General features: G+C 67.4%; 20 protein-coding genes, 1 tRNA gene and 1 pseudogene. 16 read left to right on the top strand and 6 right to left on the bottom strand.

Features of this window, described 5'->3' with window-relative positions; translation table 11 throughout:
- The 4 genes from AC1DYP_RS22795 to AC1DYP_RS22780 form a co-directional block, all read left to right on the top strand.
- Positions 1-3,166 (top strand): cellulose synthase subunit BcsC-related outer membrane protein (locus tag AC1DYP_RS22795; protein ID WP_477048258.1); only part of this gene is annotated, 3,166 nt, incomplete at its 5' end.
- A complete protein-coding gene (gene bcsD, locus AC1DYP_RS22790) occupies positions 3,163-3,654 on the top strand; it encodes a cellulose biosynthesis protein BcsD (protein WP_477048257.1) in 492 nt (163 codons plus the stop codon). The genes AC1DYP_RS22795 and bcsD, both read left to right, overlap by 4 nt.
- A 13-nt stretch (positions 3,655-3,667) precedes the next feature.
- Positions 3,668-4,702, top strand: a complete 1,035-nt coding sequence (locus AC1DYP_RS22785) for a family 8 glycosyl hydrolase (RefSeq protein WP_477048256.1) — start codon at positions 3,668-3,670, stop codon at positions 4,700-4,702.
- 86 nt (positions 4,703-4,788) lie between these two features.
- The gene (locus tag AC1DYP_RS22780) at positions 4,789-5,076 is read left to right on the top strand and encodes a hypothetical protein (RefSeq protein ID WP_477034220.1); all 288 of its coding nucleotides are present in this window, start codon (positions 4,789-4,791) and stop codon (positions 5,074-5,076) included.
- A gap of 166 nt (positions 5,077-5,242) precedes the next feature.
- Here AC1DYP_RS22780 and AC1DYP_RS22775 read toward each other — a convergent pair whose 3' ends face one another.
- Entirely contained in the window at positions 5,243-7,897 is a 2,655-nt protein-coding gene (locus tag AC1DYP_RS22775) for a glycoside hydrolase family 31 protein (RefSeq protein WP_477048255.1), read from the bottom strand.
- Between the two features lie 363 nt (positions 7,898-8,260).
- Here AC1DYP_RS22775 and AC1DYP_RS22770 point away from each other — a divergent pair, with 363 nt between their 5' ends.
- The gene (locus tag AC1DYP_RS22770) at positions 8,261-10,348 is read left to right on the top strand and encodes a beta-galactosidase (protein ID WP_477048254.1); all 2,088 of its coding nucleotides are present in this window, start codon (positions 8,261-8,263) and stop codon (positions 10,346-10,348) included.
- 531 nt (positions 10,349-10,879) lie between these two features.
- Here the strand turns inward: AC1DYP_RS22770 and AC1DYP_RS22765 are convergent.
- A tRNA-Thr gene (locus AC1DYP_RS22765) sits at positions 10,880-10,954 on the bottom strand.
- A 367-nt stretch (positions 10,955-11,321) separates the two neighbouring features.
- Between AC1DYP_RS22765 and murA the strand changes: the two genes are divergently transcribed.
- On the top strand, positions 11,322-12,620 hold the full coding sequence (gene murA, locus AC1DYP_RS22760; protein WP_477048253.1) for a UDP-N-acetylglucosamine 1-carboxyvinyltransferase: 1,299 nt from the start codon (positions 11,322-11,324) through the stop codon (positions 12,618-12,620).
- Positions 12,613-13,071, top strand: a complete 459-nt coding sequence (locus AC1DYP_RS22755; RefSeq protein WP_477048252.1) for a DUF2948 family protein — start codon at positions 12,613-12,615, stop codon at positions 13,069-13,071. The genes murA and AC1DYP_RS22755 overlap by 8 nt, the downstream gene beginning before the upstream one ends.
- A gap of 16 nt (positions 13,072-13,087) precedes the next feature.
- On the opposite strand, the gene AC1DYP_RS22750 is transcribed toward AC1DYP_RS22755, so the two are convergent.
- A complete protein-coding gene (locus tag AC1DYP_RS22750) occupies positions 13,088-14,533 on the bottom strand; it encodes a DUF1254 domain-containing protein (protein WP_477048251.1) in 1,446 nt (481 codons plus the stop codon).
- 231 nt (positions 14,534-14,764) lie between these two features.
- On the opposite strand from AC1DYP_RS22750, the gene AC1DYP_RS22745 reads away from it, so the two are divergent.
- From AC1DYP_RS22745 to AC1DYP_RS22715, 7 genes are all read left to right on the top strand, one after another.
- Positions 14,765-15,217 carry a MaoC family dehydratase gene (locus AC1DYP_RS22745; RefSeq protein WP_477034360.1) on the top strand — a complete coding sequence of 151 codons (453 nt, stop codon included), beginning with the start codon at positions 14,765-14,767 and terminating at the stop codon, positions 15,215-15,217.
- A gap of 102 nt (positions 15,218-15,319) precedes the next feature.
- On the top strand, positions 15,320-15,922 hold the full coding sequence (locus tag AC1DYP_RS22740; RefSeq protein ID WP_477048250.1) for a hypothetical protein: 603 nt from the start codon (positions 15,320-15,322) through the stop codon (positions 15,920-15,922).
- Positions 15,923-16,027: 105 nt separating this feature from the next.
- Positions 16,028-16,369 (top strand): gamma-glutamylcyclotransferase family protein, encoded by a 342-nt coding sequence (locus tag AC1DYP_RS22735; RefSeq protein WP_477048249.1) that lies wholly within the window; start codon positions 16,028-16,030, stop codon positions 16,367-16,369.
- A gap of 100 nt (positions 16,370-16,469) precedes the next feature.
- On the top strand, positions 16,470-16,781 hold the full coding sequence (locus tag AC1DYP_RS22730; RefSeq protein ID WP_477048248.1) for an EthD family reductase: 312 nt from the start codon (positions 16,470-16,472) through the stop codon (positions 16,779-16,781).
- Positions 16,782-16,892: 111 nt separating this feature from the next.
- A complete protein-coding gene (locus tag AC1DYP_RS22725; RefSeq protein WP_477048247.1) occupies positions 16,893-18,017 on the top strand; it encodes a hypothetical protein in 1,125 nt (374 codons plus the stop codon).
- Between the two features lie 200 nt (positions 18,018-18,217).
- On the top strand, positions 18,218-20,119 hold the full coding sequence (locus tag AC1DYP_RS22720) for a M1 family metallopeptidase (protein WP_477048246.1): 1,902 nt from the start codon (positions 18,218-18,220) through the stop codon (positions 20,117-20,119).
- Between the two features lie 196 nt (positions 20,120-20,315).
- Positions 20,316-20,510, top strand: a complete 195-nt coding sequence (locus tag AC1DYP_RS22715) for a hypothetical protein (RefSeq protein ID WP_477034342.1) — start codon at positions 20,316-20,318, stop codon at positions 20,508-20,510.
- A gap of 6 nt (positions 20,511-20,516) precedes the next feature.
- On the opposite strand, the gene AC1DYP_RS22710 is transcribed toward AC1DYP_RS22715, so the two are convergent.
- Positions 20,517-21,116, bottom strand: coding sequence for a DUF805 domain-containing protein (locus tag AC1DYP_RS22710; protein WP_477048245.1), 600 nt, complete (start codon positions 21,114-21,116; stop codon positions 20,517-20,519).
- A 140-nt stretch (positions 21,117-21,256) separates the two neighbouring features.
- On the opposite strand from AC1DYP_RS22710, the gene AC1DYP_RS22705 reads away from it, so the two are divergent.
- Together AC1DYP_RS22705 and AC1DYP_RS22700 are read left to right on the top strand one after the other, a co-directional pair.
- Complete coding sequence (locus tag AC1DYP_RS22705; protein WP_477048244.1) at positions 21,257-22,729, top strand: NCS1 family nucleobase:cation symporter-1; 1,473 nt, start codon at positions 21,257-21,259, stop codon at positions 22,727-22,729.
- Entirely contained in the window at positions 22,716-23,180 is a 465-nt protein-coding gene (locus AC1DYP_RS22700) for a hypothetical protein (RefSeq protein WP_477048243.1), read from the top strand. Before AC1DYP_RS22705 ends, AC1DYP_RS22700 begins: the two co-directional genes overlap by 14 nt.
- Positions 23,181-23,477: 297 nt before the next feature.
- Here the strand turns inward: AC1DYP_RS22700 and AC1DYP_RS22695 are convergent, their stop codons facing one another.
- Together AC1DYP_RS22695 and AC1DYP_RS22690 are read right to left on the bottom strand one after the other, a co-directional pair.
- On the bottom strand, positions 23,478-23,984 hold the full coding sequence (locus AC1DYP_RS22695; protein WP_477048242.1) for a GNAT family N-acetyltransferase: 507 nt from the start codon (positions 23,982-23,984) through the stop codon (positions 23,478-23,480).
- 148 nt (positions 23,985-24,132) lie between these two features.
- Positions 24,133-24,221 (bottom strand): annotated as a pseudogene (locus tag AC1DYP_RS22690) (hypothetical protein); the annotation flags it as partial.
- Between the last annotated feature and the right edge of the window lie 45 nt (positions 24,222-24,266).

Below are 24,266 nucleotides of genomic sequence, written 5' to 3'. Positions count from 1 at the left end.
GCCTCAGCCCGCGCCCCGGCCGGCGGCGCCGGTCGACCGCGGCGCATCTTCGCGGGCGGCGGGCTTCGCGGCGCTCGAGAAGGGCCAGCTGGACGCCGCCGGCCGCGACTTCGAAGCCGCGCTCAAGGTCCGTCCCAATGACCAGGACGCGCTGGGAGGACTGGGCGTCGTGCGCCTGCGCCAGGAGCGCTTCGCCGAGGCCGAGCCGCTGCTGGCCAGGGCCAGCGCCGGGTCGCCCCAGGCCAGGGCCCGTTGGAGCGAGGCGCTGGCTTCGGCGCGGTTCTACGGCGGCCTGCGCGCGGGCCAGGCCGCGCTGGCGGCCGGCGACGCGGCCAAGGCCGAGCGCCTGGTCGCGCCGCTCGCCGCCGGCTCCGGCCGCGACGTCGCCCTGGCCCAGCAACTGCTCGGCGACGCCCTGGCGCGGCAGGGCCGTCTGGCCGAGGCCGAGACCGCCTACCGCCAGGCGGCGCGCAACGCGCCGGGCTCGCCCGACATCCAGACCGGCCTGGTCGAGGTGCTGGTCGCCCAGGGCAAGATCGCCGAGGCCGAAGCCCTGGCCGCCAAGCCCGGCGGCGCGACGGGCTCGGTCTCGACCCGGGCGCGGATCGCCCAGGCCAAGGCCGACGAAGCCTGGGCGGCGGGCGACCTGACCGGCGCCCGCGCGGCCTTCGAGGCCGCCTTGGCCGACTTTCCGTCCGAGCCCTGGCTGCGGCTCGACTACGCCCGCTTCCTGCTCGAACGCGGCGAAACCAGTTCGGCCGACGGGCTGATGTCGCCCCTGGCCTCCAGCGTCGGGGCCGAACCCCTGCACGCCGCCGCCCTGTGGGCCGACCAGCGCAACCGGCCGCGCGACGGCCTGGCCGCCCTGGATCGGATCCCGCCCGCCGAGCGCACCGCCCCGATGCAGGCGCTGGCCCAGTCGCTGCAGGATCGCGCGGTGATCCAGCAGGCCCGCCAGGCCGCCGCCGCAGGGCGCGGCTACGAGGCGACCAGCAGCCTGCGGGCGCTGCTGGCCAAGCCCGGACTGCCGATGGGGACCGCCGGGGAGACGGCGTCAGCGCTCTACGACCTCGGCGATGTTGAGCCCGCCCTGGCGGCGGCCCAGCAGGCCCTGATGGTCGACGTCCCCGCCGCGCCCGCCGCCTATGACGGCTTCGTCTCGGTGCTGGCCAAGGCCGGACGGGACGCCGAGGCCGCGGCCCTGATCCGCCAGGCCTCGACCAAGGCCGCGCCCACGCCCGAGAACCGCCGCGCCGTGGCGGGGCTGGCCGCGACCCTGGCCGCGGAGCGGGCCGACCGCCTGCGGCTGTCCGGCGACCTGGCCGGCGCCTTCGACAGCCTTTCCCAGGCCTCGGTGGTCGCGCCCGACCATCCGCGCATCCTGTCGGCCCTGGGGCGGCTCTACCTGACCGGTCAGATGCCCGACGAGGCCAGCTGGACCTACGAGGCCCTGCTGCGTCTCAAGCCGGGCGACCCAGAGGCCCTGGCGGGGATCGCCGAGGCGGCCCTGGCCCGCAACGACCTGCCCCGGGCCCGCGACAGCCTCCGCCTGGCCATGGCGCGCTCGCCGGACAACGCCGACTTCTACCTGCTGCGGGCCCGGATCGAGACGGCGGCGGGCGATCGCCGCGCGGCCCTCGAAGCCTTGGAAACCGCCAAGGCGCTGGGCGGCCGCGACGTCGGCGGGCGAGGGCCGGTGGGTGGTCTGGGCGCCAATCCCTTCCTGGATCGATCCAGCCCGCAGCCGTCCGCTCGCCCCGCCGCGCCTGTCGCCTGGCTGTCGCCGACCTCCACGCCAATGGGCGCGCCCACCACCACGCCGTCGTGGGGCGCTCCGGCGGCCACGGCCGTTCCCGCCGCCCCGCCGCCGCCGTCGAGTTCGTCCTCGTCGTTGTTCGGTTTCCCGTCCTTTGGCGTCGGCAAGCGGAGCGCCGCTCCGGTCGCGACCTCGCCCCAGGAAACCAAGGCCGCCGGCATCGACCGCCAGATCGCCGATCTCAGCCGCGACGCCGCCCCGCAGGTCGACGTCTCGGCCGCCTTCCGACAACGCTCGGGCGAGGCGGGGCTGAGCGAACTGGGCGAAGTCGCCGGTGTCGCCAGTTTCTCGACCTCGGTGCTGGGGCGTGGGCGGTTGTCGTTCGAGGTCGCGCCGATCGCGATCGACGGGGGCACGGCCTCGCTGGACGCCCGCCAGCGCTTCGGCGCCAACCCGATCCCCACCGCCGTCGCGATCCTCGACCAGGAGGAACCCGTGCCGCCGGGCGGGACGCCGATCATCGACGAGGAGGACGTCCCCGATCCCGGTCCGCAGACCGCCTCGGGCGCCGCCGTGGCCGTGCGCTACGCGAACGGCGACCTGACCGCCGACATCGGCACGACCCCCCTGGGCTTCTCGAGCGTCGAGGCCGCGGGCGGGGTGAGCTGGACGCCGGCGATCGGCGGCAACGCCCGCGCCAAGCTGAAGGTCGAGCGCCGCCCGGTCACCGACAGCGTCACCAGCTACGCCGCCACCGTCGATCCGGTGACCGGCAAGGAATGGGGCCAGGTGATGCGGTCCACCGCCGGCGGCGGCCTGTCCTACGACAACCAGGCCACGGGCCTCTACGCCGACCTTTCGGCCAGCCGCTACGACGGTCGCCACGTGGGCGACAACAGCAGTTGGGAGATGAACATCGGCGGCTATATCCGACCCTACCGGACCCGGACCGCCGAGTTCCAGATCGGGGCCAACCTCAACCACCAGGCCTACGACACCAACCAGAACCTCTTCACCCTGGGACACGGCGGCTATTTCAGCCCGCAGCAGTTCACCAGCGTCAGCCTGCCGATCAAGATGGTCCTGAACCGCGCGTCCTGGAACTTCGAGCTGCGCGCGGCGCCCGGCTACCAGACCTATCGCGAGGACGCGACCGACGTCTTTCCGCTGGATCCCGACCTGCAGGGAACCCTGGAGTCCCTGGCCTCGATCGATCGCACCATCAAGAGCCGGTTCCCGGCCCGCAGCGAGAGCGGCTTCGGCATGGCCGGCTCGGCCTCGGCCGAATACCAGATGAGTTGGGCGACGACGGTGGGCGGCGCGCTCAGCTTCGACACCTTCGGCGACTACGACGAGGCCAAGGCCAGGCTCTATCTCAAGCAATTGATTGGAGGGCGGCAGGCGCCATGACCATCAACCCACCCGACCCGCTCTCCCTTGAAGACATACGCAAGCTCGATCACGCCTATCACTCGGTCCGAAGCTGCTCGCCGCAGTGGCGCGTGTTCCTTTCGGCGTTCGCGGTGGAGCTGAACATCGGCGCCGAGCCGGCCGAAGTGCGCGGCTTCCTGCGCCAGATCGGTCGCCGAATGGCCGACAACATGACCCTGCCCAAGACCGACACGGTCGAGAATCTCGAGGCCGCGATGAACGAGGCCTGGAGCGACATCGAGTGGGGTTGGGTCAGGCTTTTCCCCGAAGACGACGCCATCCGCATCGTGCATGGAGCCTACCCCAATGCCTTCTCGGATCCCTCCAACGTCGTCTGGCCCGACGGCGCCGCCGCGGTCATGGAAGGCGTCTATGGCCAATGGATGCTCGCCCAGGGCAGCCCCCTCTCCAGGGTCCGCAGGGTGGCGGGCCACACCGACCCGCTGGTGTTCCGCCACGGGGTCTAGGGCGCGCTCGGCCTTGCCCGCCCTTCTGGCGGCGCTGCTGCTCGCCTTGCCCCAGACGGCGTGCGCGGTGAAGGATCACAAGGACTGGGGCGCTTTCAAGAGCGCCTATGTCACCGCCGACGGCCGGGTGGTCGACACCGGCAACGGCGGGATCAGCCACAGCGAGGGGCAGGGCTACGGCATGCTGCTGGCCGAGGCGCACGGCGACCGCGCCACGTTCGACCACCTGTGGGGCTGGACCGGCGTCAACCTGATGCGCGACGACGTGCGGCTGTTCCGTTGGCGCTATGATCCGAAAGCCGGCGCGGCGGTCGCCGATCCCAACAACGCCACCGACGGCGACATCCTCATCGCCTGGGCGCTTCTGCGCGCCTCCAGGCGCTGGAAGGAGCAGAGCTACGCCAACGATTCCAGGGCGATCCGCGCCGCTATCGCCCAGAGGCTGGTCGCCGACATCGGCGGTCGCCGGGTGCTGCTGCCGGGCATGAATGGGTTCCAGCAGAAGGACGCCGTCATCTACAACCCGTCCTATTTCATCCTGCCGGCCCTGCAGGATTTCGCCGCAGCCGATCCCGACGGCCCCTGGGAGCGACTGATCCGCGACGGTCTCACCGTGGCGCGCGACGCGGGTTTCGGTCAGCAGACCCTTCCCTCCGACTGGGTTCGGATAGACGCGTCGGGCGCTGTCACCCCCGATCCAGGACGCCAGCCGCGCTTCGGCTTCGATGCGGTTCGCGCACCGCTCTACCTGGTCTGGGGCGGCGTCACGGGTCAGGCTTCGGCGACGACCGCCGCGCGCTTCTGGCGACGGTACGAGGGCGCGAACTGGCCGCCGCCGGCCTGGGTCGACGTTCAGACCGGGGACCAGGCGCCGTTCCCCCTGTCGCCGGGCGGGCAGGCGGTGGCGCGCCTGGTCGCCGACCTGCCGGCGCAGAAACTCAAGCCCGCGCGGGAGGATTACTACTCGGCGGCCCTGGGTCTGCTGGCCGAACGGGCCGCCCAGGAGCGACGATCCCGGGGTGCGTCACAAGGTCCCGTCAGGCCTTGATCCAATTGAGGTTAACGGCCGTCAAGGTTACACCGCCCCCAGGCCATGGAACTCGAGTTCCTGAGGGCCAGAACAGGACCGGCGTGATGAGCAAGGATGTCGAGCGACTGTTCCGCAACATCAATCAGGCCGGCCTTCCCTATCAGGTGTTCGAGCCGCCCAGCGTGCCGTCGCCGGCCATCGGCCACGCCGAGCCCGAGGCGCTCGCGCCCGAGCCGACGACCTGGCCGCTCCATCCGACGCCCCGCGCGGCGAGGAGCAAGGTCTTCCGGAAATACCTGGTCAACGTCGAGGCTCAGCCCGCCGTCGGAACCCCGCTGAAGCCGATCTTCGACCGCATGCGCGAAAAGTGCCGGGCGGCGACCAAGGCCTGAACACGGCCGCGCCGGCAATGCGCTGGTCACCGCCGGGGAGAGCCGCCGCCTTGCCCTTCGCCTGCCGGCCAAGCGCAAGTTGATCCCCAAGACCGCCCTGGTGCGCTGTCTGGTCGATGAGGCCAATGACGCCGGGGAGGTGAGCCTTGCGGAGAATTTGACGCGCTTACGGCCGCAACAGGAGTCTGACAGCCTGCCCCGTGTAGGAAGCTTCGGGCGCCCGGCCGAAGGCGAGCGCCGCGCGTTCCGGGCCCATGAGGTGCGCGCGGAGCGTCCGCTGCGCTTTCATGCCGGCAAAACGGCCCCTGCGCGTGCCGATCGTCAACGCTCCTGTCGCGTCGTCCCAATCAAGCGCCGTGCGCGCCGCTTCTCCGGTCTCATAGCGATAGGAGGTTCCATCGTCGTCATAGAGCGTGGCCGCGGCGTCACGTCCGGGATAAACCAGCAGATCGAGGTCGCCGCCCGCCAGGTCCACCGTCGATTGGCGGACCGGACCGAGCGGCAGGATGCTGCCCGCGCGGACATGGAGCGGCATCCGGTCGAGGCCCGCCGGCACCCGATGCTCTCGCCCGCCCTCGCGATGGACACCGGTCCAGAAGTCGTACCAGCCGCCGGCCGTTCGCGGCAGATAGACATCCCACTCGCGTGCATCCGGCGCGACCACCGGCGCCACGTGGATGGCGGGGCCGAACATGTAGGCATGAACTTGATCCAGCGCCGCAGCATCGTCGGAAAAGTCGAACGTCAGAGGGCGAATGACGGGCATGCCGCGGGAAGACGCCTCCGCCGCAAGCGCGTACGTATAGGGCAATAACCGGTATCGCAGTTCGAGATAGGACCGCGCAATGCCCTCGACTGTCTCGCCAAATCGCCAGAACTCCGTGTCCGTCATGTAGCCGTGGACACGCAGCATCGGCAGGAACGTCGCGAACTGGAACCAGCGAATGAAGCGCTCATGATAGGCCGGGTCGGTATATTGCCCCTCGCCCGGCCGGAAAAAACCGCCTGCGTCGACCGTCCACCAAGCTTGGCCCGCCGCGGCCATGTTTAGCCCGGCTGGGATCTGGCGGCGCAGCGTCTCCCAATCATTGCCGATGTCGCCGGACCAGGTCGCGGCCCCGTAGCGCTGCTGTCCGGGCGCGGCCGATCGCGTGAGGATCATGACCCGCTTGTCGGGATAGGCGCCGCGCTGCGCCTCGTAGACGGCTCGGCTGACCTGCAAGGAGTAGAGATTGCGGCGCTTCTCGCCAGGCTGCTTTCGACCGGGGGCGGCGTAGATGGAGCGTCCGACCAGATCGTCATTCTCCGGTTCGGTCGCATCCTGCCACCAGGCGTCGATCCCGAGCGAGGCAAGGCGATCGTTCTGGGTCTGGCCGTAGAAGCGTGCCGCGGCTGGATTGAAGAAGTCGATCCAGTCGGTGTTGGGAATATAGAAATCGCGGGCGGCCACTTCCTTGCCAAGCTCGGTTTCCTTTCCGACCTTCGACCAGACCGAAAGCATCAAGCGCATGTCCAGCGCATGGAGATCGCGCACGAGCCCGGCGGGATCAGGATAGTGATCCTCGTCAAAGCGCATCGCGTTCCAGCCGTATTTGCCCCAATACTGCCAATCCTGAACCATCATGTCGCAGGGCAGCTTGCGGCGGCGAAACTCGTGCGCGGTCGCCAGTATCTCTTCGGACGAATGAAATCGTTCGCGACAGTGGATGTAGCCGAGCGCCCACAACGGCATCATCGGCTGCGGCCCGAGAAGCTCGTGATAGCCCGCCATCACTTCGGCCGCGTCCGGCCCGGCGATGACCACATAGTCTATTCCTTCGGACACGGGCGACGACCAGGTCGTGCGGTCTTCGATCGGGCCGAAGGTCAAGACCGGCTCATCCTCCTGCAGCGCCCTGACGAGAACGCTATGCTCGCCCGGCTCCAGTTCGCGCAGGAAACTCGCCGTAGGGGGCAGCCACGGGCTGGCGAGGTCGGTCGCCGGCTTGCCATCGATTTCGACATAATGGCGCGACGACATCTTCCGGCCAAGATCGAGCAGGAATGCGTGGCCGCCCCTCCGTGTGACGGTGAACCGCCCGGCGAATTCCGCCTCTCGTCGTTCGACGCGCGCATTGCCGGCGCTCGTCGTGACATCGGTCGTTTGCGCCGCGCCGGCCACCGTCTGGCGCACGAGCGGTATCGCCTGGCCGGGCGTGTTGATCTCCGCCATGCCGTCATTGTGCCAAAGCAGGCCATAGCCCTTGCTGGACAACAGGAATGGCTGGCTGATCTGCGTGTTGACCTGGGTAAGCCGCCGCGGCAGGCCGCGGATGTTGAGATGGCCGTCCTGGAAGCAGCCCGTGCCATACAGACGCTCGTCGAGCGGACTCACGAATCCCTGCGTCACCGCCTGCGTCGGCTCGCCGCCGATCCTATGCGGGTCGATGCGACGAGTTTCCGGCGCTTCGGCGAGGAGCAGGGCGCCGTCGCGATCAAAGAATGACAGGCATCGCGATTTCGCATCCCAGTCGCACCGCGCATGGGCGACGTCCAGGCGTGCGCCCGCCGAAAGACGGGTTTTGCGGACCAAGGGACGCAAGGGCGAGCCCTCCAGCATCTCGCTGGCCGCATCGTCGGGATCGGCGTTCCGGGAGACGCGGACCCGGAAGGCGCGGTCGCTAAGCGCGAACACAGTCACCGTCGCGTCCCCATCGCGCACCAGAAGATCCGGTTTGCTCAGTCGAACGGCAGCATGGGCGCGCTGGCGGCCCGCAAAAATGACGGCGGCGCTCGTGAGCAGCAGGCCACGCCGTGACATGCCAAGGCCCTTATCAAGCATGGTCGTCTCACCTCCGACTGCTCTCTGCTTGTCGGACAAATGGCTTAATCCCGACCCCGGCGCAACATCCTTGCCAACGTATTCGACGGGGCCGGAACAGCTAGGCCGAGCAACGTCATTTTTCGGCAGTGGCCCAGATCGAGCAGTTGTTGGATCCAGCGTGAGACCGTCGCTTCCTTATAGACCCTTATCCAGGACAAGAGGGCTTCCAAGGTCGCTCGGTATTGTCGGTCATCATCGTTTCTCAGCGAATTCAGTGGGTTTGACATAAGCTTGAACACGGCAAGTTCCCGCAGGCAGAGCCAAGCGCACCATTGCATCGCCCGCTGGGACATTTATTATGTCCGACAAATGGAGGGTGCCATGAGATCGTTTTGGGGGGTGTTTTGCGGGGCGTTTTGGCTGGCGAGCGCCGTAGTCGGCGTCGCGTCGGCGCAGGCGCAAGTGCCGGACACCATCCTCTACGGCGTCGCCTATTACGACGAATATACGCCGGTCGACCGTGTCGATGAGGACGCCCGGATGATGAAAGCGGCCGGGATAACGGTCGTGCGGATCGCCGAGTCCACCTGGGGCACGCTGGAACCGCAGCCGGGCGTGTTCGACTTCAGCCACGTCGATCGGGTGCTGGCGGCGATGCACAAGCAGGGCATCAAGGTGATCGTCGGTACGCCGACTTACGCGATCCCGACCTGGCTCGCCCGGGAGCATCCCAACGTGCTTGTTGTCGGGCCCAACGGCGTTCGAGCGCAATATGGGCCCCGGCAGAACATGGACATCAGTGATCCGGATTACCGCGCGGCGGCCGAGCGCGTAATCGTGGCGCTGGTCGATCATGTAAAGGATCATCCGGCGGTCATCGGCTACCAGCTCGACAATGAGACCAAGGCCTACGGCAGCAGCGGTCCCAATGTGCAGGCTGCTTTTGTCGCTCAAATGAAGCAAAAGTGGCCCAGCCTCGATGCATTGAACGACGCATGGGGCCTCAACTATTGGAGCAACCGGATCAATCGCTGGGAGGATTTCCCTTCAACCAACGCATCGATCAACGCCAGCATGTCCAACGCATTCGCCGCGTTCCAGCGCGGGCTCGTCACGGATTTCCTGACCTGGCAGGCGAAGATCGTCCGCGCCCACGCCAGACCCGACCAATTTCTCACGCAGAATTTTGACCTGGGGTGGCGTGAGACTTCCTACGGCGTCCAGCCGGAAGTCGATCATTGGAATTCAGCCAAGCCCCTCGATATCGCCGGGATCGACATCTATCATCCCAGCCAGGATAGGCTGACGGGAACGGAGATCGCCTTCGGCGGCGACCTCGCGCGGTCGATCCGGAATGGCCAAAATTATCTGGTGATCGAAACGCAGGCCCAGGGCTGGGCCCAATGGACGCCTTATCCCGGTCAGCTTCGCCTCCAGGCTTTTAGCCACGTCGCCTCCGGGGCGGAGATGGTGGCGTATTGGCATTGGGCGACCACCGCCAACGCGATCGAGACCTATTGGCGCGGGTTGCTCACGCAGGATTACAAGCCCAATCCGGTCTACGAGGAGGCGAGCACCGTCGGCGCCGACTTCAAGCGACTGGGGCCAAAGCTTGCCGGGATGACCAAGCGCAACAGCGTGGCGATTTACGTCAGCAACAGGGCGCTGAGCGCGTTCAATTCGTTCAAGCCAAGTGGCGTCGAATATAATCAGGTTCTGCGCCCATTCTATGACGCGCTCTACCGGATGAATGTTGAAGTCGATATCCTGTCGCCCGATTCAACGATGAAGCTCGATAATTACAAGCTGATCATTGTGCCCGCATTGTACGCGGCCAGCGATGCTGAAATCGCGCGGCTCAATGATTACGCCAAACGCGGTGGTCATCTGGTCTATACGTTCAAGAGCGGCTTCTCGGACGAAAACGTCAAGGTCCGTTACGCGACGCAGCCGGGTGCGATTTCCCAGGCGGCGGGGGTCAGCTATCAACTGTTCACCACGCCCGAGAATGTCTCGCTCGATGGCGATCCGTTCGGTGTGGGAGAGGCCGACAACAAGGCTCGCTGGTGGATGGAGATGCTGCAGCCAACGACGGCCAAGGTGGTCGCACGTTACAAACATCCATCTTGGCCGGCAGACGCGGCGATGACCCGAAATACGTGGGGCAAGGGAGAAGTCAGCTACATCGGCTTCATGCCGAGTGACGCGATGATCCAGAAAATCATGGCTGGCGAGGTCGAACGTGCCGGCGTCGAGCCGACCCTTGCCGGCGTTCGATTCCCGCTGATCGTTCGCGGTGGGACGTTGAGGAACGGACATGCTGTTCGATACATATTCAATTACTCCGCGACGCCGCAGCAATTGACAGTGGCGCGAGCCGGCACCGAATTGCTGCAAGACAGGAAGGTCGCCAGCGGGCAGAAAATTGACCTGGCCGCGTGGGGTCTCGCGATCGTTGAGGAGAATTGAGAACGCAGATTAGTCTTCCGGAATGGCGAACTTGCTGACCCAGCCGCTGGCACTGGCGTCGACTTGAGCGGCCGGACCGACATAGGACTGGGTGACGAAGTTGCTGATCAGCACCTGACCCGAGACGGTCTTGTCGTAGTCGAAGCGCCGCGTGCCGATCGTCAGGCTCAGCTTCTCGATCGGCTTGTAGGTCTACGTGAGACGCAGATCGCGCATTAAACGCCGTCTCGATCTGGCTGGTGGCGAGCGTCGCGACGAGCCTCTATCAGCGATCTATTTCCCCCGTGAACCTCCTCGCTTCTCTGTGGTGAGAGCAGGGGGCAGGGCGAAAATCATGCGCTCACGCCTCAGCGTTCCAAGGTCGAAAAAAGCAAACTTTTGCCCGCGCGCCGCGAGACGATTGGCGCGTGGAAGCGCGCCCACGCGGCGTCAAGCGCACACTTGCTTACTATATGCTTGCTGGAGCGATTTCGATGACGTTCTCTTCGCGAGTGGTGGAGACCCAAAGCACTGATTTGCTTTGGGTCTCCATGGTGCCACGACAGGGACTCGAACCCTGGACCTCAGCCTTACCAAGGATGCGCTCTACCACTGAGCTACCGCGGCGAAGAGGAGGGGGCGTATAGCGAACCAAACGCGGTTGGCAAAGGCTAAATCGTCTTGACCGATCGTCGCAGCGCTTTCACCTGTGGAAAGATGAGCCATAACCCCAAGCCCAATAACGAAAAAGCCGAACGCGAGGCGCGGCTGGCCCAGGCGCTGCGAACCAATCTTCGCCGTAGGAAAGCCGCCCCCGCCGCAACGGCAAAGCCGGAATCGCCCCGTTCGGACGACGATTCCCCCTCCGACTGAGGAGGAACCTTGAGGAATCGGTGCAGCCCCTTGCGCGGGCTCTTGCAACCAGTAGAACCGCCCTTTCACATGTGACCGCGCGGCGACATTCCCCCGAAGGCCGCGCGACGAGGGACTTTCATTGGATCGTATCGCCATCACCGGCGGCGCGCAGCTGAACGGGATCATCCCGGTGAGCGGCGCCAAGAACTCGGCCATCAAGCTGATGGCGGCCAGCCTGCTGACCGATCAGCCGCTGCGCCTGACCAACATGCCGCGCCTGGCCGACACCAAGTTCCTGGGCAGGCTGCTGACGCGCCTCGGCGCGAACGTCGACGAGCGCGAGGGGCCGGACGGTTCGGAGACGGTGCTGCACGCCGCCGAGATCACCAGCGGCTTCGCGCCCTATGACCTGGTCCGCCAGATGCGCGCCTCGTTCAACGTGCTGGGCCCGCTGATCGCCCGCACCGGCCAGGCCAAGGTCTCGCTGCCGGGCGGCTGCACCATCGGCGCGCGTCCCGTCGACCTGCACCTGCAGGCCCTGGAGGCGCTGGGCGCCAAGATCGACCTGCACGAAGGCTACGTCTACGCCCAGGCCCCGCGCGGCCTGAAGGGCGCGGAGATCGAATTCCCGTTCGTCTCGGTGGGCGCCACCGAGCACGCCATGCTGGCCGCCGTGCTGGCCGACGGCGTCACGGTGATCAAGAACGCCGCCTGCGAGCCCGAGCTGCTGGACCTGCAGATCTGCCTGAACGCCATGGGCGCCAAGGTGGAAGGGGCGGGGACCCCCACCATCACCATCACCGGCGTCGCCAAGCTGCACGGCGCGACCCACTCGGTGATCCCCGACCGGATCGAGATGGGCACCTACGCCGTGGCCGCCGCCATGGCCGGCGGCGAGGTCCAGCTGACCCGCGCCCGTCCCGAGCTGATCGACAGCCTGCTGGTCAAGCTGGAGGAGGCCGGCTGCGGCGTGATCCGCACCGAGGACGGCGTGATCATCAAGCGCAACGGCCACCGCCTGGAGGCGGTGAACGTCGAGACCCAGCCCTATCCGGGCTTCGCCACCGACCTGCAGGCCCAGTTCATGGCCCTGATGACCACGGCCAAGGGCGAGAGCCACATCCGCGAGACCATCTTCGAGAACCGCTTCATGCACGCCCCCGAGCTGATGCGCCTGGGCGCCGACATCTCGGTGTCGGGCGGCGAGGCCCGCGTGCGCGGCGTCGAGCGGCTGGAAGGCGCCGAGGTCATGGCCACCGATCTGCGCGCCTCGGTCAGCCTGGTGATCGCCGGCCTGGTGGCGCGCGGCGAGACCACGGTCAGCCGCATCTACCACCTGGACCGCGGCTTCGAGCGGCTGGAAGAAAAGCTGGGCGCCTGCGGGGCCCAGGTTCGCCGGATCAAGGGCGAAGCCGAAAGCGACCTCGACCATGACTGACGCGGCTCCCAAGAAAGACGGGGGTCTGAAGCTCCTGGCCCAGGACGCCGACGACCTGGCGGTGATCTCGGCCGCCCTGCAGGACGCCGTGGCCAAGATCGGCGACATCCGCTGGGACGCCTCGGCCCGCACCCTGACCCTGGCCTGCAACCGCTTCCGCTGGGAGTCGGGGGCCCAAGCAAAGGGGGGGAAGGGGCAGCGCATCCGCTCGGCCCTGCAGCTGGGCGACGTCACCGGCGTCCAGGCCCGCAAGCTGCGTCGCGACGCCAAGGGCGCGGTGGTCGAGCTGCTGTCGGTGGCCTTCGAGCCGGGCGAGGCCCCGGGCGGCGCCGTGCTGCTGACCTTCGCGGGCGGCGGCGACCTGAAGGTCAGCGTCGACTGCCTGGACGTGATCCTGGCCGACGTCTCGGAAGCCTGGTCCACCCCGCGCCGGCCGGGTCACGCGGACTAGGGGCTTCACCGCCGTCTCAGTCGACGGCGGCGATGTCCTCAAGCTTCCAGGTCCTGTCGAAGAACGCCTCTTCGGGACCGTAGAAGCGGAAGATCGGGAACCAGCCCCGGCCTGGAACCGTGCCGATCCAGTTGGTCTCGCCCGCCGGCTTGTCAGGTCCGAAGACGATGTCGACCGAGCCGTCGGCGTTGACGATCGGGTTGGACAGGCTGCTGATCGACGGCAGGGGGTTGTCGGTCTGCAGTTCCGACCGGCTGAGCGCGTCATAGACCACGACCGACCAGAAGTTGTTGATCGGCACGCCCGGCTGAACGTGGAGCCGGTAGGTCTTCGCCCCGTCCAGGAAGGCGCCGTCGGCGTCGCGATAGGTCCACAGGTACTGCGAGCCCTGGCCGACGTTCTTGGCCATCATGGCCGGCGAGTTGCCGGCGGCCATGTAGTAGACGTTGTTGCGGGCGTCGACCTGGGGAATCCCGTCGACGGTGAAGGTGTAGGTCTGACCGGGAGGCGTTCCCTGCCATTGGCGGTCAGGATAGTAGAACACCCCCGGCGCGGGCGAGGCGAAGGTGTTGGCGCGGGCGATGGCCCCGCCCAGCCGCGCGGCTTCCTCCAGCAGGGCGCGGGCCTTGGCGTCGGGCGCGAACGGCTTGCCCTTCTCGATGCCGATCGCCTGCATCTGGGAGCGCTCCAGCGGGTCGAAGTTCTCGGCCGACTCCTCGTCCACCAGCATGGCCAGCAGTTCGAAGAAGCGGAAATTGTCGGGGAACAGGGTGTCGATAGCCTGGCCCGAACCGTTCAGGAACTCCATCGTCGGCGGCGCGTCGGCCTTGTCGAGCGGATAGACCTTGGTCTGCTTGATCAGGGCCACGGGCTTGTCGGTTTTGCCCTCCGACTGGAAGCCGCGCATGAAGACGGTGACCGAGTAGGTTCGCGACCAGGCCGCGAAATGACCGGCCGGCGGCTCGCCTTCGAAACCGGGCGGCAGGACCACGAACTTGCCGCCCTGGCCCTTGTCCGGGCCCAGCGGTCCGATGTCGGTGATGTAACGCTGCAGGCCGTCCTGGATCGCGCCCAGCATGTGCGGCGGCGCCTCGATCACCGTCGGCCCGTCGGCCTTCAGGTCCAGATGGACGATGGCGTAGACGGTTTCGGTGTTGGCGGTCAGCAGGACCGTGCCGGAGTCCATCAGGTTTTCCCAGACCACCACCTGGTTGGGCCGGGTCGCGCCGAACGTCCGCAGGCCTTGCTTCAACGCCATCTCGCCGACCCGCATCACCTGGGTGGTGTAGACCTCGACGGCGCGATTCAGCGTTCGCAGCTCGAACAGGCGCTCGGCGGTGTCGCCAGCCGGATAGCCGTTCTCGAAGGCGAAATCGCCGAACCGCGTCTGGAGGGTTTCGGTGCACAGCCACCCATGGGGTTCGGCCGAGGGGGTGATGGGAGAACCGCTGTCCGCGCTCATGCTTCGTCTCCATCGGATAAGCTGTAGGCCCACCGGCTGGCAGGCCGCGCGGCTACACTCTCATGACGAGGCGCGGAGGAAGATGGGGCGATGTCCGGGAGGCGGAACGGTTAATCACCTTAGTTCGGCGGGCCGGCTTCGAACGCCGCTCTCCCGGGCGTGGGGGTCGGACCGGACGGGTTCATGCGTATTTCGCTGGCCATCTCGCCGCATCATGGCTATCGGCGCGGTATGATCCAACCTCACGCCTCCGGCGGCTATATCCTGGAAGAACTCTCGGTCGGGATGACCGCGGAAAAGCACGTCCCCATCACCGAGGAGCGCATCCAGCGTTTCGCCGAGGCTTCGGACGACTTCAACCCCGTGCATATGGACGAGGCCTTCGCGTCCAAGACCGCCTATCGCGGCCGGATCGCGCACGGCCTGCTGTCGGCCTCGTTCGGGTCGGCCGTGGTCGGCACCATCCTGCCGGGCGCCGGCGCGATCTATCTGAGCCAGACCCTGGCGTTCCATCGGCCAGTGCGCATCGGCGACGTGGTGACGGCCCGGGTCACGGTCTCGGCCATCGACGAGGTCAGCGCGCGCGTCACCCTGCGCTGCGAAGGCCTGGTCGGCGACGACCTGATCATGGACGGCGAGGCCGTGGTTCGCGTTCCGCGCCGTCGTCGGCCCGCCAAGGCCTGAACTGACGGCTTCACGGGCGGGCGCGGTCACTCTACCGTCGAGGCGCTCTTGGCGAGGCCGCGGGATGAGCCTGCATCCCCGCCGCGCGCAAACGGAGGCCCGATGACCGAAGAGACCCCCTCCAAGCGCCCGCCGATCCGCTGGCTGACCCTGGCCGAGATCGTGGCGGTGGCCGCCCTGGTGATCACCGGTCTCAGCTTTTGGGACAGCCACCGCGAAAGGGTCCGCGAGGACCGCGAGCGTTCGGTCGCCGCCAGCGAGCGGCGGGCCGAGGCCCAGGCCGCCGCGCGGAAAATGACCTTCGTGATGACGGGCACGCGCGAGAAGGGCGGCGAGACCATTCGGCTGATCTCGGTCAATGACGGCCAGGTGATCCAGACCCAGACCGTCTGGTTCCCCGCCGAGCTGCGCTCCGACAGCGTCGAGACCACCGGCAATCCCCGGTTGGAGATCGGCTGGATCGAGAAGGGGCTGCGCAAGAAGGCCGGCAAGGCCGGGACCGGGCGCGTGCCGGTCGGCGTGCTGACGGTGTTCATCGAGGACGGCGTCACCAAGACCGACCGCGCCATCTACCAGCTGGGCTACAGCATCCACCCGCGCACCCTGCGCGCCGACAGGGTGGAGCTGGAGGGCCTGTCCCTGGCGCGACGCGGCGTTTCCGGCGATCTGCAGGCGGCGACCGGCGCGCTGTGGGCCGCGCGCTGAGGCCGGTGGCGCGGTCCGCCGAGCCGGCGATGCGGTTCGTCGCGCTGATCATGGCCCGGGGCGATGGCGTCGCCTAGCATCGCCGTCCACGATACAGGAAGCGCCATGCCCGATCCGATCCGCCTCTTCTCGTACGGCACCCTGCAACTGGAAAAGGTGCAGCTGGAAACCTTCGGCCGGCTGCTGGCCGGCGCGGCCGACGCCTTGCCCGGCTACAGCCGCACGATGGTGCGGATCACCGATCCGGCGGTGATCGCCGCCAGCGGCGCCGACCATCACCCCATCGTCGCGGCCAGCGATGACCCCGACGACTCGGTCGAGGGCATGGTGTTCGAGATCACGGCCGAGGAACTGGCGGCCGCCGACACCTACGAGGTCTCGGACTACAGGCGTGTCGACGTGGTCCTGGCGTCCGGGCTGCGCGCCTGGGTCTATGTTCAAGCCTAGGCAGGCGCCGTCGCGGCGATCGTGGCGAGACGGTGGACGCATGCTTAACTGAGCTTCGGACGGCGCGCGATCGGCGAGGCCGCCAGTTCAGGGAAGCGACATGGTCATCTTCAGCGTGCTCTATCCCGCGACGCCCGGCGCCAAGTTCGACCAGGCCTATTACGACAGCGTTCACATCCCGCTGGTGAAGGAGGCCTTCACCGCGACGGGCCTGACGGACGTGCAGGTGCTGAAAGGCGTGCCCGGACCAGACGGCGGCGCGGCCCCGTTCGTGGTCATCGTCAACTTCACCTTCGAGAGCCCCGAAGCCTTGGGCGCCAGCCTGGGCGGCCCTCGCGCCCCCGAGGTGCTGGGCGACGTCGCCAAGTTCACCGACATCCAGCCCGTGACTCAGGTCAGCGTGCCGGAGTAGGGGCTCTCCTGCGGACATGGTTAATGCGCCTTTAACCATGTTCCCGCCATTTGACCCGATGTTTCAGGGCCGTCGCGATTCGTAATCTCGCGGCGATTTGTCGAGGGCGTCATGGTCGGCAGCGTCACCAACGGTTATGCGGCGAACCCCTATCTCGCCACCAGTACGGCCAGCACGACGGCCGCGACGACGGCGGCCTCGAGCGACGCGTCCAGCACCGCCGCGGCCAAGACCAGCGGCTCCGGCGACAAGGTCACCCTGTCGGCTGAGGCCCAGGCCGCCCTGGCTGCCCAGACCGACAACCGCACCACCGACGCGGTGGTCGCCTCGGCCCGCTCGGCGCTGGACAAGCTGCTGGCCGACGCCAAGGCGACCAGCGCCCTGAAGGACGGCAAGGCGACGATCGACGTGTCGGGCCTGGACCGGCGCAGCCTCTACGCCATCGCCAGCAACAAGGGCGGCAAGTTCTCGATCGAGGAGCAGGTGGTCGCCAGCCTGCAGATGAAGGCCAACCGCGATACGGCCCTATCGGCCTCGGCCTCGGCCATGCGGGTGACCGGCGACTATGCCGGACTCTACAAGGCGGCCCTGGCCAATCTCGAGGCCGCCGGCGCCGAGGAGAAGGGCACGGCCCAGTGGGCCAAGGACAAGGCCGCCCTGACCGAGGGCCTCAAGCAGGCCACCGCCAAGCCCGGCGTCCAGCCCACCGGCATCGACGGCGACCCGGTCGCGGCCTATCTGAAGGACGTCGGCGGCGTGGTCGCCAATCCGCGCACCCGCGACATCGGCAAGGTCGCCTCGGACGTCCGCTCGGTGCTGGACAAGCAGTACGCCTCGGCGACCAAGGACGGCATGGCCACCTCGCCCGACGACGGCGAGATCGACTTCTCCAAGTTCGACGACCGCTCGCTGGCCGCCGTGGCCCTGAACAAGGGCGACCAGTTCTCCGAGCACGAGATCACCCAGGCCGAGGCCGAGGTGAAGGCCCGCAATCGCGACAGCGTCTCCAGCGCCTACGCCAGCACCAAGGGGTCCGATCCCTCGGCCTTCGGCAAGAACCTGATCACCCAGTACGCCGCCATGAGCGACGAGGAGCGCCAGGCCGCCGGCTGGACCCCGGCCCTCTACGACAAGATGGTCGAGGTGCAGAACCTCTCCGACAAGCTGGCCTCGCTGTTCAACAGCGACGGCAGCGTCAACACGGGCGGGACCAGTCTGCTGGAGTATCTGAACTAGGTTTCGCCAATCCCTGTCATCCCGGACAAGCGCGTGGCGCGCCGATCCGGGACCGATGCCTGAGCGCCGAGCTTCCGGCGGTCCCGGGTCTACGCTTCGCTTCGCCCGGGATGACAACGGTAGGTTAATTGGCCTGGACCGGGCACAGAGCTGGGCTAAGACGGTGGGGACCACTTCGCCGTAGATGGACTCGGCTTCCCATGACCTCGCTTAAGACCACGACCCGCACAGCCTTGCTGGCGCTTCTGCTCTGCGGCGTCGCCGCGCCCGCCATGGCCCGGATCACGCCGCCGATCCCGGCGATCCTGACGACGCCGGAAGCCCGCGACATCCACTCCTACGCCCAGCCGCTGGTGGCGCGGGTCACCCATGTGGACCTGGACCTGACCGCCGACTTCGCCGGCCAGAAGATGACCGGCACGGCCGCCCTCGACATCGCCGCCGCGCCGGACGCCAAGGAAGTGGTGCTCGACAGCAAGGGCCTGGTGATCAAGGCGATCACCGACGACAAGGGCGCGGCCCTGCCGTGGACCCTGGGCAAGGCCGATCCGAACCTCGGCGCGCCTCTGACCGTGCAACTGAACGGCGCCAGGCGCATCGTCATCAGCTACGACAGCGCCCCCGGCGGCGCGGCCCTGCAATGGCTGACCCCGGCCCAGACGGCGGGCAAGGCCAAGCCCTACCTGTTCAGCCAGGGCGAGGCGATCCTCAACCGCACCTGGATCCCCACCCAGGACAGCCCCGGCATCCGCCAGACCTGGACGGCCCGCATCGTCGCGCCGGAAGGCCTGAAGGCGGTGATGAGCGCCGAGATGCTGACCCCGGACGGCGAACCGGTCGCTGGCGGCCGCGCCTATCGGTTCAAGATGGACAAGCCGGTCGCCTCGTACCTGATCGCCATCGCCGTCGGCGACCTGACCTTCACCCCGCTGGGCCAGCGGACCGGCGTCTACACCGAGCCGTCGGTGATGAAGAAGACCGCCAATGAGCTGGTCGACGTCGAGAAGATGGTCGAGGCGGCCGAGAGCCTCTACGGGCCCTACGCCTGGGGTCGCTACGACCTGCTGGTCCTGCCGCCGTCGTTCCCCTTCGGCGGCATGGAAAATCCGCGCCTGACCTTCGCCACCCCGACCATCATCGCCGGCGACCGCTCGCTGGTCAGCCTGGTGGCGCACGAGCTGGCGCACTCGTGGTCGGGCAACCTGGTCAACAACGCCACCTGGTCCGACTTCTGGCTGAACGAGGGCTTCACCGACTATTTCGAAAACCGGATCATGGAGAAGCTGTACGGCAAGGAACGCGCCGACATGCTGGCCGATCTGGGCTGGAGCGACCTGCAGGAGGCGATCAAGGACGCCGGCGGCCTGACCGGCGCCGACACCCGCCTGCATCTGGACCTGACCGGCCGCGATCCCGACGACGGCATGACCGACATCGCCTACCAGAAAGGCGCGACCTTCCTGCGGACCATCGAGAAGGCCGTCGGCCGCGAGCGCTGGGACGCCTATCTGAAGGCCTATTTCGCCCGCCACGCCTTCCAGTCGCAGACCACGGCCGGCTTCGTCGCCGACCTGCGGGCCAACCTGATCAAGGGCGATCCCAAGCTGGAAGCCGAGATCGGCATCGACAAGTGGGTCTACGAGGTCGGGCTGCCGGACAACGCCGTGCACATCAAGTCGGCCGCCTTCCCGGCGGTGGACGCCCTGGCCGCCGCCTACGCCAAGGGCGGGCCGGCCCCGGCCGCCAAGTGGAAGGCCTGGAGCACGCCCGAGCGCACCCGCTTCATCGCCAGCCTGCCGCGCGCGCTGTCCAACGAACGCCTGGCGGCCTTGGACAAGGCCTTCGGCCTGTCGGCCCAAGGCAACAGCGAGATCCGCTTCGTCTGGCTGGAGCTGGCCGTGGCCAACCGCTACGAGGCGGCCCTGCCGTCGCTGGTGGCCTTCCTGACCGACCAGGGCCGCCGCAAGTTCGTCGCCCCGCTGTTCAAGGACCTGATGGCCCAGGGCGACTGGGGCCAGCCTATCGCCAAGCGGATCTACGCCAAGACCCGACCGCTCTATCACGCGGTCACCCGGCAGACGGTCGACACCATCGTGAAGTAGCCATTTCGAGAAATGACCGTTTCTCGAAAAATCGCGCGTTTTTCGTCTTCGAGCGTCGTTTCGACGACGAAAACGCGCGATCCGGCTCGATTTTCGCCCCGAAACGCGAGGAAAGTCGCTCGTTAGGCGAGTTTTCGTGTTAACCGTGGCCTTGCGCTCCCGTCAGAGGAGCGGGCCTCGTTAGGGAGAGATCGCCATGGCTGACGCCGTGTTCGCGACCCGTGTGCGTGCGCGTTCCGTGTTCTTCAACAAGTGCGACATCAACAAGCCCGAGGCCGCAGAGCTTCGGCACGCGGGCCCCTGCATCCAGTGGGGCCGGGTCGGGATCGTGGCCATGGTCCTGGTGTTCGGGGCGGGGCTCGCGACCCTGGCCTATGCCGGCATGGGCTAAGCCGCTTCAGGGCGCGGGCGGGCCGAAGCGGTTCGCCTTCGGCTGGCTCGCGCCCGCCAGCAAAAAGATCAGCAGTCCCAGCGAGCCGAGATAGAGCAGGTTGTTGGCGAACATCAGGCCGAACAGCCTCATCGAGGCTGGCGTCATCTCGCCCGCCAAGGTGGTCTTGAAGAGCCGTGGGAAGACGGTCATCCCCACGACCAGGAAGGGCAGGGGCGCCAGGCCCCACCAGCCACGCCGCCCGCGATCGTGCAGCCGCCGGGTCACCGCCGCGGCCAGCAGCAGCACGACCACCGCGCACCCGACCTGCATCACCGTGAAGAACGGCGTCACGTCGGGCATCAGCTCGGGGTGGTTCCCCTGGATCTGGATCGAATAGGAGCCCGGTCCCCGGGTGACCGTGGCCTGGTCGGGGTGTTCGGCCGCGAAGCTCTGCATCCGCGCGAACGCCCCGCTCATGATGGGCGCCATCGTCGCGAACGCGGCGAAAAACATCAGGCCGATCACGACGCCGGCGTAGGGCCAGAAGCGTCCAGCCGGGTCCCGCCCCGAGAAGCGTAGGAGCCCGCCAAAGCCGTTGCGGATGGAATCGATAAGGGCGTTCATGGCCTCTCCCCCGATGGAGCCGTGAAGACGAAGCCTCCGCATAGGGCGATTCAGCCTTCACCGCTCCAGGGCGAATTTTCCGCGTGACCTCCGCCGAACACCGGTCGATGGTCCGCCCACCACACGATCGCGGGGGCGACATGGATCACGACCAAGCCGGCAACACCCTTTGGAACCCGGACCTGGCGCCGACCACTGCCGCCCAGCGCACCTGGAAGGCGCGGCACTTCGCGGCCCTGTGGCTGGGCATGGTCATCGCCGTGCCGGCCTACATGCTGGCCGCGGGCCTGATCGAGCAGGGGATGTCGGCGAGCCAGGCGGTATGGGCCGTGCTGCTGGGCAATGTGATCGTGCTGGTCCCGATGCTGCTGATCGGCCACGCCGGCGCCAAGTGGGGCGTGCCCTACGCGGTGCTCGCCCGGGCTTCGTTCGGCTGGCGCGGGGCGCGGGCCCCGGCCCTGGCCCGGGCGATCGTCGCCTGCGGCTGGTACGGCATCCAGACCTGGATCGGCGGCGGGGCGCTGCTGACCCTGCTGGGCGTGATGGTCGGCAAGAGCCTGGTCGGGCCGATGGTCCCCGTGCTGGGCATCGGCGTCGGCCAGCTGCTGTCGTTCGCCGCCTTCTGGGCCATCCAGCTGCTGTTCGTCACCAAGGGCCTGGAGACCGTGCGCAAGCTCGAGACCTGGACCGCGCCGGTGAAGATCCTGGTCTGCGGCCTGCTGGTCTGGTGGGCGCTGAGCAAGGCCGGCGGCATCGGCCCGATCCTGCACGAGCCCAGCGCCTACGACGCCGGCGGAGCCAAGGCCGGCCGGTTCTGGAAGGACTTCGGGCCGGCCGTCACCGCCATGACCGGCTACTGGGCGACCCTGGCCCTGAACATTCCCGACTTCACCCGCTTCGCCCGCACCCAGCGCGACCAGATCGTCGGCCAGGTCGTGGGCCTGCCCGGCCCCATGGCCCTGCTGGCGACCATGAGCGTGATCGTCACCTCGGCCACGGTGCTGATCTACGGCAAGCCGATCTGGGACCCGGTGGCGCTGTCGGGCAACATCGGCGGCATCGCGGTGCTGGTGGGCCTGCTGATCATCAGCCTCGACACCGTCTCGTGCAACATCGCCGCCAACCTGGTCGGGCCCGCCTACGACTTCTCGGCCCTGTGGCCCAAGCGGATCAGCTACCGCACGGGCGGCTACATCACCGCCGCCATCGGCGTGCTGATCATGCCGTGGAAGCTGCTGGAGAGCACCCAGGGCTACATCTTCGTCTGGCTGACCGGCTACGGCGCCCTGCTGGGGCCGGTGGCCGGCATCCTGATCGCCGACTACTGGCTGCTGCGCCGCGCCAGGCTGGACGTCGAGGCGCTGTACGACCGGGCAGGTCGCTACACCTATTTCAAGGGCTGGAATCTGGCGGCGGTGGCGGCTTTCGTCATCGGGGTCGCGCCGAATCTGCCGGGCTTCCTGAAGGCGGCCGGCCTGCCGTCGGCGGCGGGGATCGGGACGCCGTGGACGGGCCTCTACGACTATGCGTGGTTCGTGGGGGCGGGGATCGCGGCGGTGGTTTATGTCATGGCGATGCGGTGGGTCGGAGGGCAAGGCTATGATCGAACCTGAATGGGTCCAGGTTGCTGTTGATGGGGTCGCGGCCACGGCGACGTCGTTGGCGGTTGTTGTTGCGCTCTGGTTACCTCGGCGAGATCGACAACGCGCGGCTGCGGCAAGCGCGCGCGCCGCACTTGAGCTGTCGCATTTTGCGATTGATCTGAGAGGGAAGTTGGAAACTCAGTTATTTACGATGAATCCCGCCTCTGAGCTTGCTCAGCTGCGAATGCTTATGAAAATTGCTGACCGAATAATTCTTCGAGATATAACGCCGGCCTCCTACGTTGCGGTTTATACTCACCAACAGCCCATAATGAATCAAATTGAGGAAATTCTCGTTGAATGGGTTGATCATGTCGGTGCGGGCACAAGCTATGATGCAACGCCGGCTAGGGTTAAAATAAAAGAACTAATGAACAAGATAATCGATCTATCACCGGTCAAGAAGTTCGCAAATTTATAGAAATAGTGGTTGAAGTTTGTTCCTGTGACTTCCGGATTCGCTAAGATAACGCCTTAAAGTCTTGGTAGGTCGGGGGTTTGGCGCTAAGGTTTCAAGGTGTGGCCTCGCCGTTGCTGGCGGTCTTTCAATATCCCCCATGTCCGTCATCTTCGAACTTGTTCTGAGGACTCTCGATCAGCTGATGTATCCGTGCAATGGCGCGCCGGCGCGCCATTGCACGGCCTTCGCGGCGGAATAGGGGCCTCGGAACAAGTCCGAGGATGATGGACGAAATGGGAGTGTGGGGTCGTTGAGGCGTCACCCCAAATCCCGCGCCAGATAGGTCACCGTCTTCTCTCCGCCGTGGATCTCGCCGGTCCCGACCACCCCGAAGCCGAGGTCGGCGTGGAAGGCGTCCGAGGCGGGGTTGGGCGGATTGGAATTGACCTCGCAGACGACGCGCTCGTGCCCCGCCGCGCGGGCCCGCTCGAATAGCGTCTGGTAGAGGCGGCGGGCGTGACCCCGGCCGCGAGCCTCGCCGGCCACCACGATGCGATCGACATAGACGAAGCGCGGGAAGCGTTCGCGAAACCACAGGAAATTGGGGCTGTCGTAGTCGGCGTCCTGGTCGAAGGCCAGGAGCAGGGCGTCGGCCTGGCCGATCCGCTCGGCCAGGAACGCCTCGGCCGCCAGATGCGCCAGCCGGGGCGGCTCCAGCCACGACAGCTCCACCGCATGGGCGTTGTTCAGGGCCAGCAGGGCTTCGGCCAGGTCGGGCGAGGCGGCCAGGTCGGCGGGGGTGATCGAGGCAGAGTCGGTGGTCATGGCGGTTTCGTAGCCTCTCCCGGAGGGGAGAGGGAGGGGCAGGAGCGTCTATCCTCGGCGTTCAGCGAGCAAACCCCCACGATTTCAACGCTCTGAACTTTCTCGACCCGATTTGGTCCTCACCCCTCCAGACCGCCCGTATCCTGATCCCACCTCGTCGCATGGAAAGGGCGCATGGCCAGCGACCGATGCGGCGGCGGGGGGCGATCGAGCGGGACTGGGCTGGAGGGGGTTACTTCAGCGTGTCCGGGGACTCCCATCGTTGGGGAGCCCGCCCGCCGT

This window comes from Caulobacter sp. P1_D6, from assembly GCF_056406095.1.
Note: the sequence above shows the minus strand (reverse complement) of the source record. Positions and strands in the feature narration are given on the sequence as shown.

Coding starts and splice junctions, on each gene's coding strand:
- AC1DYP_RS22755 (WP_477048252.1), top strand. CDS start 12,613: ATGACTGACGCGGCTCCCAAGAAAGACGGGGGTCTGAAGCTCCTGGCC.
- AC1DYP_RS22715 (WP_477034342.1), top strand. CDS start 20,316: ATGGCTGACGCCGTGTTCGCGACCCGTGTGCGTGCGCGTTCCGTGTTC.
- AC1DYP_RS22710 (WP_477048245.1), bottom strand. CDS start 21,116: ATGAACGCCCTTATCGATTCCATCCGCAACGGCTTTGGCGGGCTCCTA.
- AC1DYP_RS22740 (WP_477048250.1), top strand. CDS start 15,320: ATGACCGAAGAGACCCCCTCCAAGCGCCCGCCGATCCGCTGGCTGACC.
- AC1DYP_RS22730 (WP_477048248.1), top strand. CDS start 16,470: ATGGTCATCTTCAGCGTGCTCTATCCCGCGACGCCCGGCGCCAAGTTC.
- AC1DYP_RS22705 (WP_477048244.1), top strand. CDS start 21,257: ATGGATCACGACCAAGCCGGCAACACCCTTTGGAACCCGGACCTGGCG.
- AC1DYP_RS22725 (WP_477048247.1), top strand. CDS start 16,893: ATGGTCGGCAGCGTCACCAACGGTTATGCGGCGAACCCCTATCTCGCC.
- AC1DYP_RS22750 (WP_477048251.1), bottom strand. CDS start 14,533: ATGAGCGCGGACAGCGGTTCTCCCATCACCCCCTCGGCCGAACCCCAT.
- AC1DYP_RS22770 (WP_477048254.1), top strand. CDS start 8,261: ATGAGATCGTTTTGGGGGGTGTTTTGCGGGGCGTTTTGGCTGGCGAGC.
- AC1DYP_RS22775 (WP_477048255.1), bottom strand. CDS start 7,897: ATGCTTGATAAGGGCCTTGGCATGTCACGGCGTGGCCTGCTGCTCACG.
- AC1DYP_RS22780 (WP_477034220.1), top strand. CDS start 4,789: ATGAGCAAGGATGTCGAGCGACTGTTCCGCAACATCAATCAGGCCGGC.
- AC1DYP_RS22695 (WP_477048242.1), bottom strand. CDS start 23,984: ATGACCACCGACTCTGCCTCGATCACCCCCGCCGACCTGGCCGCCTCG.
- AC1DYP_RS22745 (WP_477034360.1), top strand. CDS start 14,765: ATGATCCAACCTCACGCCTCCGGCGGCTATATCCTGGAAGAACTCTCG.
- AC1DYP_RS22720 (WP_477048246.1), top strand. CDS start 18,218: ATGACCTCGCTTAAGACCACGACCCGCACAGCCTTGCTGGCGCTTCTG.
- bcsD (WP_477048257.1), top strand. CDS start 3,163: ATGACCATCAACCCACCCGACCCGCTCTCCCTTGAAGACATACGCAAG.
- AC1DYP_RS22735 (WP_477048249.1), top strand. CDS start 16,028: ATGCCCGATCCGATCCGCCTCTTCTCGTACGGCACCCTGCAACTGGAA.
- AC1DYP_RS22700 (WP_477048243.1), top strand. CDS start 22,716: ATGATCGAACCTGAATGGGTCCAGGTTGCTGTTGATGGGGTCGCGGCC.